Genomic DNA, 13,655 nt, shown 5'->3' on the forward strand with positions numbered 1-13,655 from the left:
CGCTTGATCAGCCGACGAGACGACTGACGAGACGAGCCGTGTAATCGACCATCGGAATGACGCGGGCATAGTTCAGCCGGGTCGGGCCGATGACGCCCAATACGCCGATGATACGTTGCTCCCGGTCCCGGTAGGGCGAGACCACGACGGAGGACCCCGACAGCGAGAACAGCTTGTTTTCGGAACCGATGAAGATCCGGACACCGTCACCTGTTTCAGCAAGGCCGAGCAACTGGATCAGGTCACGCTTGTTTTCGAGGTCATCAAACAGCAGCCTCACCCGCTCCAGATCCTCAGCAGCGCCGACTTCGGTCAGGAGGTTGGACTGGCCGCGCACGATCAGTGTGTCGCCATCACCGGAGTCCCCGCCCCAAACCGCAAGCCCGGCTTCGACGATCTTCTGGGTCAACTGGTCCAGTTCCGCCTGGTTCGCCTCGCGCAGGCGTTCAAGCTCGCGGCGGACTTCGGCGATGGTCCGCCCCTGGATCTGGGCGTTGAGATAATTGGACGCCTGCACCAGCGCGGAAGACGGCAGGTTTGCAGGCAACTCGACAATCCGGTTTTCCACCGAGCCATCTTCCCCGACCAGCACGGCAAGGGCACGCAGGGGCTCGATGCGAATGAACTCGATGTGCTTGAGACGAATGTCCTGCTTGTGCGTCAGGACGACAGCGGCACCGCTTGTCAGTCCCGACAAGAGCTGCGTCGCTTCAGTCAGGACCTGTTCTGTATTCTTGCCACCGGTTGCGCGGACCTGAACGTTGATCCGCTCCCGCTCTTCGCGCGACAGGTCGCCCACTTCAAGCAATGCATCGATAAAGAACCGAAGCCCGGTTTCTGTCGGCAATCGTCCGGCGCTGGTGTGCGGCGAGTACAGAAGGCCCAGATGCTCCAGGTCCGCCATGACATTGCGTACCGACGCGGGGGACAGCGACATGCCAAGGCCTCGCGCCACATTGCGCGATCCGACAGGTTCGCCTGTATCCAGATAACTCTCCACAATGGAGCGGAAGATGTCGCGAGATCGCCTGTCCAGCTCGCTCAAGCTCACCATTCCAGCCTCTTTCCCACTTGGGTCTCCTCGTTGGGGCCGCGTGACACGGTCTTGCAAATTAAAGATATAGGATCAATTCCGCCGTCAAGCGCAAGCAGACCTTTGCGTCGACGCGCGCCAGCAGTTACAAGCGCGCGAATGTGCCAGTTCCGGGCGGTTGCTTCCGGACAAACCCTAGGGAGTTGCCCATGCGTCCGTCCAAGCGCGCTGCCGACGAACTCAGAGCCGTTACGCTGGAGCGAGGCTTTGCCAAGCACGCGGAAGGCTCCTGCCTTGTCAAGTTCGGTGACACGCATGTGCTGTGCACCGCCAGCCTCGAAGATCGCGTGCCGCCCTGGTTGCGTGGCCAGAACCGCGGCTGGGTTACGGCGGAATACGGCATGCTGCCGCGCGCCACGGGCGAGCGGATGCGCCGCGAGGCTTCGGCCGGCAAGCAGTCCGGCCGCACCCAGGAAATCCAACGTCTGATCGGGCGTTCCCTGCGCGCTGTTGTTGATCTGGAAGCCCTTGGCGAGAACCAGATCACCGTCGACTGCGATGTCATTCAGGCAGATGGCGGCACGCGCACGGCAGCCATCACCGGCGCCTGGGTGGCCCTGCATGACTGCATCGAATGGATGCGTGCCCGCGAAATGGTGAAGAAGCAGGTCCTGAAGGATCATGTCGCCGCAATCTCCTGTGGCATTCACAACGGCAAGCCGGTGCTTGACCTGGATTATGCCGAAGACTCCACCGCCCAGACTGATGCCAATTTTGTCTTCACCGGCAAAGGCGGCATTGTCGAGATCCAGGGCACGGCAGAGGGCGAACCTTTCTCCGAAGCTGATCTTGCCGCGCTGATGGGGCTTGCCAAGTCGGGCATCGCCCGCCTGGTCGATCTGCAGAAGATGGCCATCCTGTGAGGGTTCGTGCATGACACATCGCAAGCTAGAACCTGGACGTCTCGTCCTGGCCAGCCACAATGTCGGCAAGCTGCGCGAGTTCCGCGAGTTGCTGGCACCCTACGGCTACGAAGTCGTCTCAGCCGGTGAGCTTGACCTGCCGGAGCCGGAGGAAACCGGCATCACGTTTGAGGCCAATGCCGAGCTGAAGGCCAAGGCCTCTGCCGAAGCCTCCGGACTGCCATCGCTTGCGGATGACAGCGGCTTTTGCGCAGCAGCGCTTGATGGCGCACCGGGGATCTATTCCGCCCGCTGGGCCGGTCCCGCCAAGGACTTCGCCATGGCCATGCGCAATGTCGAGGAAAAGCTGCAGCAGCTTGGCGCCACCGCGCCGGAACAGCGTCGCGGTTCCTTTGTTGCGGTCCTGTGCCTTGCCTGGCCGGATGGGCATACCGAATTCTTCCGGGGCGAGGTGGGGGGCCAGATCGTCTGGCCGCCGCGCGGCGAGAAGGGCTTCGGATATGATCCGATGTTCCAGCCTGATGGTCATGAGCGGACATTTGGCGAGATGACGTCTGACGAAAAGCATGGCTGGTCCCGGACGAGCCCCGGCCTGTCGCATCGCGCCCGCGCATTTGCGGCCTTTTCCAAGGCCTGTCTGGAGCAGGAATGACCACGACGCCGGACGGGGGATTTGGGATCTATGTGCACTGGCCGTTCTGCGCGGCCAAATGCCCGTATTGTGACTTCAATTCCCATGTGCGCCACCAGGCGGTGGACCAGGAGCGCTATGTCGCTGCTTTCAAGCGCGAACTGGCGCATTTTGCCGCCTGGACTCCTGGCCGCACCGTCCAGTCGATCTTCTTCGGCGGCGGCACGCCATCTCTGATGTTGCCTCGGACTGTCGAGCGGATCCTCGAGGCCATCGCAGGCCATTGGTCGATTGATCCGGACGCGGAGGTTTCACTGGAGGCCAATCCGTCGTCGGTGGAGGCTGAACGCTTTCGCGGTTATCGGGCGGCAGGGGTCAACCGGGTTTCGATGGGGGTTCAGGCGCTCAACGATCCGGACCTGCGGCTCCTCGGCCGGCTGCATGATGTCGCCGGAGCGCGACGCGCCATCGAGACGGCGCGCGAAACGTTCCCCCGCCTGTCTTTTGATCTCATCTATGCCCGTCCCGGCCAGACCGTTACGGCCTGGGAGCGCGAACTGACTGAGGCGATTTCGCTCGCCGCCGATCACCTGTCACTCTACCAGCTGACCATTGAGGAAGGTACGCCCTTCTTTGCCTTGCACAAGGCCGGCAAGCTGGTGGTTCCGGAGCCTGATGTCGGCGCCGAATTCTATGCGGTGACGCAGGATGTGACCGACGCCCATGGCCTTCCCGCCTATGAGGTTTCGAATCACGCCCGTCCTGGTGCGGAGTGCCGTCACAATCTCGTTTACTGGCGTTATGGCGACTATGTCGGGGTCGGACCCGGTGCCCATGGCCGGCTTTCGCTCGGCGCCACGAAGCGGGCTACGGCCATCGAACGCCATCCGGAGACCTGGCTGTCCCATGTCGAGGAACGCGGCCACGGCATGGTCGAGGATATGCCGCTCAATGACGAGGAACAGGGCGACGAATATCTGCTCATGGGCCTGCGCCTTGTCGAAGGGGTCGATCTTCTGCGCTACGAGAAGCTGGCCAGTCGGCGGATCGATCCGCGTCGCCTGGATGCCCTGTTGGAACACGGCATGGTTGAAATGATCGGAAATCACCGCCTTCGCGCGACCCGAGACGGTTTTTTTGTGCTCGATGCTGTTGTCGCTGATCTCGCCGCCTGAGCCCGCGCAACCGGGCTGCCACCTGTCATGGAAGACGGTTGGGGCGTGTCACATTACCCGGCTAACTGCCTCAAGCTAAACGACTTTACCCCTATTGTCATGTTGCAATGCGGCATACTATGGCGGCGAAATAGAAGCCATTGTATTGCCTGGGGCGACTTATTCTTCACGAATAATCAACAGGCTGGGCACAAGCTATATCCAAACCGGCTATTGAAGATCCGTGAATCTTAGGCCTATCCTGCTGCAATGCCAGAACCTGAGGTGCGTTCCGCGTACCCGGTCAGCGAAGAGGATTGGAACTGGTGCCGTTCTATCATCTCTATGAGCTCAATCACGCGGCGATGGCGCCCATGCGCGCGGCTGCCGATGCAACCCGGCTCTACTTCCAGAACCCGTTCAACCCGATGACCCATACCCAGATGGGGCGTCAGATTGCGGCCGCCTGTGAAGTGCTGGAGCGTACAACCCGGCGCTATGGCAAACCCGAATTCGGCCTACCAACGACGCTTGTCGGCGGCACGCGCGTCGCGGTGCATGAGCGTGTTGTCTGGAGCCGGCCGTTCTGCAACCTGATCCATTTCGAGCGGGCGCTCGAACGGCCGCGCAAAGATCCGAAGATCCTCATCGTGGCCCCGATGTCCGGCCATTATGCAACGCTGCTGCGGGGCACGGTCGAGGCCATGATGCCGCGCGCCGATGTCTATATCACCGACTGGATCGATGCCCGGATGGTGCCCCTTGCCGATGGCAAGTTCGATCTCGATGACTATATCGACTACGTCATCTCCATGATCCATCACCTGGGACCGGACACCCATGTCGTTGCGGTCTGCCAGCCGTCCGTTCCGGTTCTTGCCGCCGTTGCCGTGATGGAAGGTCGCGAGGATCCCCTTGCCCCTTCCACGATGACACTGATGGGCGGGCCGGTGGATACCCGCGTGGCGCCCACTGCCGTAAATGATCTTGCGATGTCGAAGGGCATCGACTGGTTCCGGCGCAATGTCATCATGACCGTACCGTTCCCGCACCCCGGCACGATGCGCGAAGTCTATCCTGGCTTCCTGCAGCTGTCCGGCTTCATGTCGATGAACCTCGATCGTCACCTGATTGCGCACCGCGACTTCTTCCAGCATCTGGTCAAGGGCGATGGCGACAACGCCGAGAAGCACCGCGACTTCTATGATGAGTATCTCGCGGTGATGGATTTGACCGCCGAGTTCTATCTCCAGACCGTCGAAACGGTGTTCATCGATCATTCCCTGCCGCGCGGCACGATGATGCATGGCGACACGCCTGTTGATTGTTCGAAGATCCGCAACACCGCGCTGTTGACCGTTGAGGGCGAGAAGGACGACATCACCGGTCGCGGCCAGACCCGCGCCGCGCATGACCTGTGCTCCTCACTGCCGGATGACATGAAGGTCCACTACGAACAGCCGGCGGTCGGCCATTACGGCGTCTTCAACGGCTCGCGGTTCCGGTCTGAAATTGCTCCGCGCATGATTGATTTCATCCTGACCCATTCGCAGGACAACCGGGCCCGACAGGCCCGTGCAGCAGCAGCCGTGGCCACGGGCGCTTCTGTGACCCAGGCAGCCCCGGAAGCTGCGCCCAAGGCGCCCCGTGCTGCCCAGTCGGATCCGTTGGCCAAGATGCTGCTGTCAAAGCCTAAAGGCGTTGCAGATGATCTGAAGGCAATCACCGGTGTCGGTCCGAAACTGGAGAAAACGCTGAATGAGGCCGGTATCTTCCATTTCTGGCAGATCGCTGGCCTGACAGAGGCGCAGATCGAGGCATTGGACGCACGGCTCGACATTCGGGGCCGTATGGCCAGGGATAACTGGATCGAGCAGGCGCGCCGGCTCTCGGAAACAGTGAATTGAGCAATGGCCCGGCGCTTGAACCGCCGGGTTGAAGCCGAAAGATTTCCCTTGCGTCATTCGCCATGCTGTTGTCCGGTCCGCCGGACAACAGGAGCACTATTGGCGTGATGCAGGATCTTCTCGACGAAATCGCCGCGACCCTTGGGTCCAGGGCAGACCGTGGTTCTGTGGCGGACTACATTCCGGAACTTGCCAAGATCGATCCGCAGCAGTTCGGTATGGCCATTGCGCTGGCCGACGGATCAGTTCATGTGGCCGGTGACGCCGATACACCGTTTTCCATCCAGTCGGTCTCGAAGGTCTTTGCTCTTGCGCTTGCGTTGGGCCGGGTCGGTGATCAGTTGTGGCGCCGCGTCGGGCGTGAGCCTTCCGGGCAAAGTTTCAACAGCATCCTTCTGCTAGAACGCGAGGAGGGCATTCCGCGCAATCCCTTCATCAATGCCGGTGCGCTTGTCACGACAGACACCTATCTTGCGATGTCGGCGCCCCGTGAGGCGCTCGGGCACCTGTTGCGGTTTGTCCGGGCCGCTGCCGATGATGAGGATATTCACATCAACCACAATGTTGCCCGGTCGGAGCTGGAGACCGCGCACCGCAACTTTGCGTTGGCGCATTACCTCGCCGCCTTCGACAACCTCCATAACAGCCCGGACAAGGTACTGGGCACCTATTGTCACCAATGTGCCATCGACATGACCTGCCGCCAGTTGGCACTGGCTGGCCGGTTCCTGATCGAGGGGGCAGGGTTTCCGCGTCTTCTCAGCCAGGATCGCCGGCGCCGCATCAACGCGCTGATGATGACCTGCGGGCACTATGATGGATCAGGTGACTTTGCCTTCCGGGTCGGCCTTCCGGGCAAGAGCGGCGTAGGCGGCGGCATTCTTGTGATAGCTCCAGGCCGGGCGTCGATTGCGGTCTGGTCGCCAGGTCTCAACCGCTATGGCAACTCCCGGCTCGGCACCGAAGCCATGGAGATTTTTGCCCGCCGGACCGGATGGTCGGTCTTTGGCTAGGATTGTTGGACCCTCTACCCAAACTGGATGAAAATGTCCCGGTTTGTAACAGCTCTTGAACAGGCGGCCTTGACCCCCCACGTGATTCGCTGTTGAGGCAACCGATAGGGAGCAGACATGACCGCAACTTCCGTCATCCGCCCGGGCTGGTCCCCGGTGACCATCGGCCTGATGGTCTTGGGTTTCGTCGTCTTCTGGCCGCTGGGCCTGGCGATGCTGGCCTATATTCTCTGGGGTGACCGTTTCCAGTCCATGGCGCGCGATGCCAGGGACCAGTGGAACGCCAGCCCGATGAAGGGAACTTTTTGCAACATGAGCAAGAACACTGGCTTCAGCCGCACCGGCAACGTCGCCTTTGACGACTACCGCGAACGCGAGATCAAGCGCATCGAGGACGAACGGGCGAAGCTGGACGAAATGCGCGCTGACTTTGACAGCTATCTCCGCGAACTGCGCCGTGCCAAGGACCAGGAAGAGTTTGATCGCTTCATGGCAACCCGGGCCAACCGCACTCCGGCAGATATGCATCAGGGCTGATCTGCAGACTGATCCTGGACCCAACCCGACCGGAAGCGGCGCCCAAAGCGCCGCTTTCGTCGTTCAGGTCCCTGGACTGCCGCCACTCGAACGGGGTTTGACAGGCCGGCTGAGGCTCGCTCAACGCTGGCCCCCGAGGACACAATCCCGTACTACGCTTTGGTTCCGATTCGATCCCTGGGGCGCCGATGCTGTTTCGTTCCCGTCGTGTGAAACTGCCCGAAGCTGTCACGTTCGCCCTGACCAGTGGCGAGGTGAGCATTCGTCTGCGCCAGGATCCCCGTGCCCGCCGTTATCTGTTGCGGTTGCCGACAAATGCCTCAGAGCCTGTCCTGACCATTCCACGCGGAGGCTCGCTGGAAACCGCCCTCGACTTCGCTGCCCGCAACAGGGGGTGGCTGGAGAGTCAGCTCTCGGCACGCCCTGCTGCAACCCCTTTCGCGGCAGAGGCCAAGATCCCCGTTCGCGGTGTTCCGCACCGGATTGTCGCGACAGGGCGCCTGCGCGGGCTGGTGACCTGTGTTGCCGCACCAGACGGTCCGCAATTGCACGTTCCAGGCGATGCTGCCCACGCCAGCCGAAAGGTCACGGACTGGCTGCGCCGCCAGGCACGTGATGATCTTGTGCAGGCTGTTGATCGCCACTGCGCCACCATCGGGCGTCAGGCTACGGCGATTTCCCTGCGGGATACCCGAAGCCGCTGGGGCTCTTGTGCGGCGAATGGCCGGCTGTCCTTTTCGTGGCGGCTTATTCTCGCTCCGCCTGACATTCTGGATTATGTCGCCGCCCACGAGGTCGCGCATCTTGTCGAGATGAACCATTCTGACCGCTTCTGGACCTTGTGCCGGCGTCTTGCACCCCAAACGCCGGATGCCCGCGAGTGGTTGCGGCAACATGGTGCGCGTCTGCACACCTACGGCTGACGGTTGGAACTGTGGATCGCACCCGGAGACCGGGGTCAGTTGCCGAAGATGCGTTCGATCAGGTTGAGCGGCCCCGGAGCCCCTTCCTGGGGCGGAACCAGTTGGCTGCCTGAGCCAACATCTGCCGGTGGCAAGGGCGCGTCGTCACTTGGGGCCGGCCCGGCTTCCAGGATCATCCGCTCGGCGACGCCCGGAAGCGGCGCGACGGGCAGACCGAGATGAGCCGCTTCCATCGTTTCGCGCCAGATGTCGGCTGGCAGCGAGCCTCCGGTTGCCTTCTTCGTTGGGCTGTTGTCATCGTTGCCGACCCAGACGGTAGCCGTCAGGTTCGCGGTGTAGCCGATGAACCATCCATCACGGAAATCCTGGCTGGTCCCGGTCTTGCCTGCGGCCGGCCGCTTGTCAAACAACACCGCTTTCTTGCCCGTCCCGGTAATCAGGGTCTGGGCCAGCATGTGGTTCATCTGGGCCAGGTGAACCGGGCTCACAACCTTGCCCGGACCATTGCCCTGCCGGGCATAAAGCGTCCGGCCTTCAGCTGTCCGGATCCGGTCGATCACATGCGGCACCACGCCATAGCCGCCATTCGAGAAGGGAACGAACGCCGCTGTCAGCTCCAGCGGTGTCACCTCCGACGTGCCGAGTGAAAGAGAAAGGTTTGCCGCCATGGGGGATGAAATGCCCACGCGCCGCGCCGTGCGGATCACAGTTTTCGGCCCAACCTCAGACATCAGCCTGGCTGCAACGGTGTTGAGCGACATGGCCAGGGCCTGGGTCAGGGTGACGTCGCCATAGAATTTCTTGGTGTAGTTCTGTGGCGACCAGCCCTTCACGGTAAAGGGTTGGTCCCGGCGGACCGTATCGGGTGTGAGGCCGGCTTCGAGCGCGGCAAGGAAGACAAACGGCTTGAATGCGGAACCTGGCTGCCGCCTTGCGGCAACGGCGCGGTTGAACTGGCTCTGACCGTAGTCGGCGCCGCCGACCAGTGCCTTGACCGCACCTGCGGTATCGAGGATGACAACCGCACCCTGGCGCACCCCGAGGGTCTGTCCCTGTGCTGCGAGATTGCCGCGCAAGGCGAGTTCGGCAGCCTCCTGCATGCTGCCGTCAATCGTCGTATCAACGACGATATCCGCATCGATGGCGCCGACATATTGCGGCAACATGTCCATCACCCAATCGGCAACATAATTGGCGCTGGAACTGTTCTGGATGGAGACCACCACAGCCGGTTCGTTGATGGCCTTGCGGGCGGTTGCCGCTTCAATGAAACCGGCATCGCGCATTGCGGCCAGCACCACCTGGGCCCGGTCTGCCGCAAGTTTCGGATTGCGCGTCGGAGCGTAGCGGGAGGGGGCCTTCAACAGTCCCGCAAGCGTAGCAGCTTCAGCAAGTGTGACCATCCGCGCCGACTTGCCGAAGTATCGCCGTGCTGCGGCGTCGACACCATAGGCGCCAGCACCGAGATAGACCCGGTTCAGGTACATTTCCAGGATTTCATCCTTGGAATAGGTCGCCTCAAGCCACAGCGCGAGAACCAGTTCCTGGACCTTGCGGCCAAGTGTCCGGTCCGGTTCCAGGAACAGGTTCTTGGCCAACTGCTGGGTCAAGGTCGACCCGCCCTGCACCAACGTTCCGGAGGAGACATTGACTGCCATGGCCCGTGCCAGGCCGATCGGATCAAGGCCGAAATGGCTGTAAAAGCGCCGGTCCTCGATCGCAATCACGGCTTGCGGCAGATAGGGCGGCAATTGTTCCAGCCGCACGGCCTCGCCGCCCGTGTCGCCGCGATTGGCCAGCAATTCGCCGTTCGCTGCCACGATCTTCACGTTTGGTGGACGTTCCGGCACATGCCATTCGGATGTCGGAGGCAAGTGCGCCGCATAGTAGCCAAGGATGCCGACAGCTGCGACTACGCCCCAGATCGACAGCACGAACCCCCAGTACACCGTGCGCCGGATCAGCCGGCCAAGAAAACCGCGCCGTTTACGCCTTGGTTTGCCACTGCGACCGCCGCGGGAAGGAGACCGCTTCGGAGGGTTGCTGTTTGGGGCGCCTTCCCCTTCGGTTCCGGACTGGTGTTGTTTCTGCCTGCGGCGTTTGCTGGATGTGGGCACAGAAGTGCTCACCCGATCACGCGACGTGGGGCGCAGGTCCAGGAAGGCTGCGTCACCGCCGTCGAAAATCGGCTCGATTCGAGGTCCGCTTTTGCGCTTCTGCGCCATGATCTCCTGGCAACGCTGGCAACCGCGCGCACAACCCTTGTTCTGGCGGTCTGTCGTTCAAAATAGAAGCCGCGATTTAAGGCGGCGTTAAGTCATGGCGGCTGTTTGAATTCCTCGCCGTGTGGCTTTCAGGAAGCCCTCCTGAAGTCCGGACGTCGTCTTGCCCGCTTGGCGCGGTCGGAACGGCCCGGTACGGTTGTGCCGGTTGCCAAAACAGGCGAAGAAGTTGAGGTTGGCGGCGCTGCCCGCATCGGGACCCCGGCAAATGGAAAGGACTGCGGAATGGCGAAAGGATACTGGATCGGACGGGTCGATGTGACGGATCCGGAAGCTTACAAGGCCTATGTCGCGGCCAATGCCGAGCCTTTTGCGGCTTATGGCGCGCGGTTCCTCGTTCGCGGCGGACCATTCGAGTGTGTTGAAGGGGAGGCCCGGGCACGCAATGTGGTGATCGAGTTTCCAAGCTATGAAGCGGCTCTGGCCTGCTATCAGTCGGCAGGCTATGTCCATGCCAAGTCACTGCGAGACCAGGCCGGCATTGCCGACATCATCGTCATTGAGGGCTATGAAGGCCCACAGCCAGGGTAACTCAAGCGGCCGGTTTCAGCACCCTTAGAGCGCCGGACAGGATGCGGATTTCGCTTTTGCTGCGAAGGCGGACGAGTTCGCCGTCGATCAGCCCCTTGCGGCGTCGGATGAAGCGAGTCAGATGCAGCTTGACGTTCTGCGCCGGCTCGAAGCGAAGATCCGGATTGCTGCGCCAGGCACCACGGGCAAGATCTGCACCCAGCCGGGCACCGGCCAGCGGTGACAACGGGCCGGCGCAATAGACGCCGAGCTTTCCGTCATCCAGCCGGTCGGCATAAGGCATATGGCCATCGCCATAGACGTTGTTCGAGACCACCAGAAAGCTGAAGCGCCCTTTTCTCGGCTGATCATTGATGGTCAACCGCGCACGGAAGGATTTCTGGCGGAACAGCGTCCGCAGATAGGCGCGCAGGCTTGCGAACATCTTTGCAGGGCGGGAGGGGTGCCGGTTCTTGTCGCGCTCGTGCACGACGTCGGCCTGGAGGCCAATCGACACCTGATGCACGAAGGGACGGTCATCGATGAGCCCGAGATCGCAGCGTGCCACTGGAGCCTGCGCCAGCGCATCGATCGCGGCAGTCAGGGTTAGCGGGACGCCAAGCGAGCGGGCGAAGAGGTTCATTGTACCCGCCGGCAGCACACCAAGGACCTTGCCGGAGCGCCAGGCGATGTTTGCGGCCGCAGAAATTGTTCCGTCTCCGCCGCCTGCCAGGATGATCTCGACTGTAGGATCCGCGCCAAGCCGGTTCAGAGCAGCTTCGACATCGCTGGAGCCGATGACCTCGACGTCAATCTCATGACCAGCTGCGCGGAACGAGACTTCGATCTGCCGGGACAGGTCGCCAAGATCTGTGGTCTTCAAGGTACCGCCGTCACGATTCAAAAGAGCAATACAGCGCATGTCGTGGTCTCCAGACGACGCCCGGGATGTGGCAATTCTTTGTGCTCCTGGCCAGGCGCTGACAACAGCGGGCCGAGCCCCGGTCTCAGGATCCCTATCCCATTTGTGAGACCCTTGCAGCAGATCCGAGGAACTTGCCATCGCCGTTTCACAAACATCGGGGAATGGCTGCGCTTTGCGGCAGGTCAATCCGGCGGCAGGATGAAGCTGCTAGCAATCCTGAAGAGGCGGCTGGGCCGCCGCACAAGGCAGAAGGATGGCGACATGTCCGTAAGCGACTGGCAGAGCTTTATTTCCGAAACCGACAGCCGGATGGCCGCATTGCGGGCCGGCATTCCGGGCGTTGCCAAAGGCTTTGGCGAGACGGCACGGGCGGCCATCGGTGCCGGGGCGCTGGATTCCAAGACAAAGGAGCTGATTGCTCTGGCCATCGGCATCACCGCGCGCTGCGACGGTTGTCTCGCCTATCACGCCAAGGCGGCGGCAAAATATGGCGCCAGCCGGGAAGAAATACTGGAGACCATCGGCGTTGCAGTCTACATGGGGGGTGGGCCGTCCATGATTTATGGTGCCGAAGCGCTGGCGGCCTTTGACGCCTTCGCACCCTCCGCCCCCCAGGGCTGACAGACGCAACGCACGTATTAGCTGCCGTTTGCCCTGCCGGCCTCCCCACCCATGGGGGCAGCAAGGCGAACGGCATGTATGACGCGGTGATCTTCGACCTCGACGGAACTCTGCTTTCCACCGAATCCGTTTCGGTGCGTGGCGGCATGAGCGCGCTCAGGTCGCTCGGGCTGACGCCTGAGGAGCATCTGTTCCACCTGATGGTCGGCAAGGATGATGCCGCCAGCCGGCTCATTCTGGTGGAACATCTGGGCGCCGAAGCGGTGGATGCCTTCATGCCACTCTGGGGTCTGGAGTGCCACAGGATCTTCTCCGAGGAGGGCATCCCACTGCGGCCGCGTGTCAGCGATCTCCTCGCTCATTTGAGCGCCACGCCCTTGCCCCGTGCGATTGCCACATCCAGCCGCCGTGACAGTGCCCGGACCAAGCTGGAGCATGCCGGACTTGGAGGGCAATTCACATCCGTGGTGTGTTTCGAGGACGTGGCGCGGCGCAAGCCGGCGCCTGATCCTTACCTGCATGCCGCCGAACTGCTGGGAGTGGATCCGCGCCGCTGCGTGGCGTTTGAGGACAGCGAGACAGGGGCGGAAGCGGCGATGCTTGCAGGCATGGTCGTCGTACAGGTGCCGGATCTGCTGCCATCTGAGGGGCAGTTTGCCCATCACCTGGCCGGAGATATTTGGACAGGAGCCCGGATGGCCGGACTGGTCTGATCCTGAGCTGGCTTCCGGCCGAAACCGGAAGCCAGTGCTTTCTCACGGGCGCGGGATGTGGGCGCCTGTGGCCGTATCGGTGCCGAGATAGCCGTAGCCGGCCGCCTTCCAGGCGGTGAACCCGCCGGCGACATGGGTGATGCGCTCAAAACCTGCCTCGACGCAGCGCTCTGCCATCAGGCGCGAGCGAACGCCTGATCCGCACATCAGCACCAGCGGCCGTGGTCCGCCGGTCGGCAGGCGAGCCGGGTCAAACCCTGACACGGGCGCCAGCAATGCGCCGGCGACATGCTCATAGGCGTACTCGCCCGGGGTCCGGACGTCGATCAGGACAATCTCGTTGACGTCATACAGCGCCCGCGCCTCCTCGACGGTAAGGGTTTGCAGGATTGCGGTCCCGATGTGATCTTCTGTTGGCATGTCAGCACTCTCCATTGGTGGTTTATTTTCGTATATTCGAATTTTATTACATTTCAAATTCGC

General features: G+C 62.0%; 14 protein-coding genes. 10 read left to right on the top strand and 4 right to left on the bottom strand.

Annotated features, from left to right (window positions below; translation table 11 throughout):
* Window positions 1-7: 7 nt before the first annotated feature.
* Entirely contained in the window at window positions 8-1,054 is a 1,047-nt protein-coding gene (gene hrcA / locus ACTIFE_RS05410) for a heat-inducible transcriptional repressor HrcA (protein WP_439528139.1), read from the bottom strand.
* A 188-nt stretch (window positions 1,055-1,242) separates the two neighbouring features.
* On the opposite strand from hrcA, the gene rph reads away from it, so the two are divergent.
* From rph to ACTIFE_RS05445, 7 genes are all read left to right on the top strand, one after another.
* Window positions 1,243-1,956, top strand: coding sequence for a ribonuclease PH (gene rph / locus ACTIFE_RS05415; RefSeq protein ID WP_439528140.1), 714 nt, complete (start codon window positions 1,243-1,245; stop codon window positions 1,954-1,956).
* 10 nt (window positions 1,957-1,966) lie between these two features.
* Entirely contained in the window at window positions 1,967-2,608 is a 642-nt protein-coding gene (rdgB, locus tag ACTIFE_RS05420) for an RdgB/HAM1 family non-canonical purine NTP pyrophosphatase (RefSeq protein WP_439528141.1), read from the top strand.
* The gene (hemW, locus tag ACTIFE_RS05425; protein WP_439528142.1) at window positions 2,605-3,762 is read left to right on the top strand and encodes a radical SAM family heme chaperone HemW; all 1,158 of its coding nucleotides are present in this window, start codon (window positions 2,605-2,607) and stop codon (window positions 3,760-3,762) included. The genes rdgB and hemW overlap by 4 nt, the downstream gene beginning before the upstream one ends.
* Before the next feature lie 344 nt (window positions 3,763-4,106).
* Window positions 4,107-5,648: a polyhydroxyalkanoate depolymerase gene (gene phaZ / locus ACTIFE_RS05430; protein WP_439528187.1), complete on the top strand. Its 1,542-nt coding sequence runs from the start codon at window positions 4,107-4,109 to the stop codon at window positions 5,646-5,648.
* Between the two features lie 98 nt (window positions 5,649-5,746).
* Window positions 5,747-6,661, top strand: coding sequence for a glutaminase (locus ACTIFE_RS05435; protein ID WP_439528188.1), 915 nt, complete (start codon window positions 5,747-5,749; stop codon window positions 6,659-6,661).
* Window positions 6,662-6,778: 117 nt separating this feature from the next.
* Window positions 6,779-7,198 (top strand): DUF2852 domain-containing protein, encoded by a 420-nt coding sequence (locus tag ACTIFE_RS05440; RefSeq protein ID WP_439528143.1) that lies wholly within the window; start codon window positions 6,779-6,781, stop codon window positions 7,196-7,198.
* Between the two features lie 188 nt (window positions 7,199-7,386).
* Window positions 7,387-8,121 (top strand): M48 family metallopeptidase, encoded by a 735-nt coding sequence (locus ACTIFE_RS05445; RefSeq protein ID WP_439528144.1) that lies wholly within the window; start codon window positions 7,387-7,389, stop codon window positions 8,119-8,121.
* 35 nt (window positions 8,122-8,156) lie between these two features.
* Here the strand turns inward: ACTIFE_RS05445 and ACTIFE_RS05450 are convergent, their stop codons facing one another.
* Window positions 8,157-10,346: a transglycosylase domain-containing protein gene (locus ACTIFE_RS05450; RefSeq protein WP_439528145.1), complete on the bottom strand. Its 2,190-nt coding sequence runs from the start codon at window positions 10,344-10,346 to the stop codon at window positions 8,157-8,159.
* A gap of 282 nt (window positions 10,347-10,628) precedes the next feature.
* On the opposite strand from ACTIFE_RS05450, the gene ACTIFE_RS05455 reads away from it, so the two are divergent.
* Window positions 10,629-10,934: a DUF1330 domain-containing protein gene (locus ACTIFE_RS05455; RefSeq protein WP_439528146.1), complete on the top strand. Its 306-nt coding sequence runs from the start codon at window positions 10,629-10,631 to the stop codon at window positions 10,932-10,934.
* A gap of 1 nt (window position 10,935) precedes the next feature.
* Here ACTIFE_RS05455 and ACTIFE_RS05460 read toward each other — a convergent pair whose 3' ends face one another.
* Window positions 10,936-11,976, bottom strand: coding sequence for a diacylglycerol/lipid kinase family protein (locus tag ACTIFE_RS05460; protein WP_439528147.1), 1,041 nt, complete (start codon window positions 11,974-11,976; stop codon window positions 10,936-10,938).
* Window positions 11,977-12,099: 123 nt separating this feature from the next.
* Here ACTIFE_RS05460 and ACTIFE_RS05465 point away from each other — a divergent pair, with 123 nt between their 5' ends.
* Complete coding sequence (locus ACTIFE_RS05465; protein WP_439528148.1) at window positions 12,100-12,459, top strand: carboxymuconolactone decarboxylase family protein; 360 nt, start codon at window positions 12,100-12,102, stop codon at window positions 12,457-12,459.
* 74 nt (window positions 12,460-12,533) lie between these two features.
* Window positions 12,534-13,172 carry an HAD family hydrolase gene (locus ACTIFE_RS05470; protein WP_439528149.1) on the top strand — a complete coding sequence of 213 codons (639 nt, stop codon included), beginning with the start codon at window positions 12,534-12,536 and terminating at the stop codon, window positions 13,170-13,172.
* A 42-nt stretch (window positions 13,173-13,214) separates the two neighbouring features.
* On the opposite strand, the gene ACTIFE_RS05475 is transcribed toward ACTIFE_RS05470, so the two are convergent.
* Window positions 13,215-13,592 (bottom strand): rhodanese-like domain-containing protein, encoded by a 378-nt coding sequence (locus ACTIFE_RS05475; RefSeq protein ID WP_439528150.1) that lies wholly within the window; start codon window positions 13,590-13,592, stop codon window positions 13,215-13,217.
* Window positions 13,593-13,655 lie beyond the last annotated feature (63 nt).

The sequence above is a fragment of the Pannonibacter sp. genome (assembly GCF_051860505.1).
In the GTDB taxonomy this organism is placed as follows: Bacteria; Pseudomonadota; Alphaproteobacteria; order Rhizobiales; family Stappiaceae; genus Pannonibacter.

Bases quoted from the DNA above. Each gene is read 5' to 3' on its own strand.
- hrcA (WP_439528139.1), bottom strand. From the start codon at position 1,054: ATGGTGAGCTTGAGCGAGCTGGACAGGCGATCTCGCGACATCTTCCGC.
- rph (WP_439528140.1), top strand. From the start codon at position 1,243: ATGCGTCCGTCCAAGCGCGCTGCCGACGAACTCAGAGCCGTTACGCTG.
- rdgB (WP_439528141.1), top strand. From the start codon at position 1,967: ATGACACATCGCAAGCTAGAACCTGGACGTCTCGTCCTGGCCAGCCAC.
- hemW (WP_439528142.1), top strand. From the start codon at position 2,605: ATGACCACGACGCCGGACGGGGGATTTGGGATCTATGTGCACTGGCCG.
- phaZ (WP_439528187.1), top strand. From the start codon at position 4,107: ATGGCGCCCATGCGCGCGGCTGCCGATGCAACCCGGCTCTACTTCCAG.
- ACTIFE_RS05440 (WP_439528143.1), top strand. From the start codon at position 6,779: ATGACCGCAACTTCCGTCATCCGCCCGGGCTGGTCCCCGGTGACCATC.
- ACTIFE_RS05445 (WP_439528144.1), top strand. From the start codon at position 7,387: ATGCTGTTTCGTTCCCGTCGTGTGAAACTGCCCGAAGCTGTCACGTTC.
- ACTIFE_RS05450 (WP_439528145.1), bottom strand. From the start codon at position 10,346: ATGGCGCAGAAGCGCAAAAGCGGACCTCGAATCGAGCCGATTTTCGAC.
- ACTIFE_RS05455 (WP_439528146.1), top strand. From the start codon at position 10,629: ATGGCGAAAGGATACTGGATCGGACGGGTCGATGTGACGGATCCGGAA.
- ACTIFE_RS05460 (WP_439528147.1), bottom strand. From the start codon at position 11,976: ATGGCAAGTTCCTCGGATCTGCTGCAAGGGTCTCACAAATGGGATAGG.
- ACTIFE_RS05465 (WP_439528148.1), top strand. From the start codon at position 12,100: ATGTCCGTAAGCGACTGGCAGAGCTTTATTTCCGAAACCGACAGCCGG.
- ACTIFE_RS05470 (WP_439528149.1), top strand. From the start codon at position 12,534: ATGTATGACGCGGTGATCTTCGACCTCGACGGAACTCTGCTTTCCACC.
- ACTIFE_RS05475 (WP_439528150.1), bottom strand. From the start codon at position 13,592: ATGCCAACAGAAGATCACATCGGGACCGCAATCCTGCAAACCCTTACC.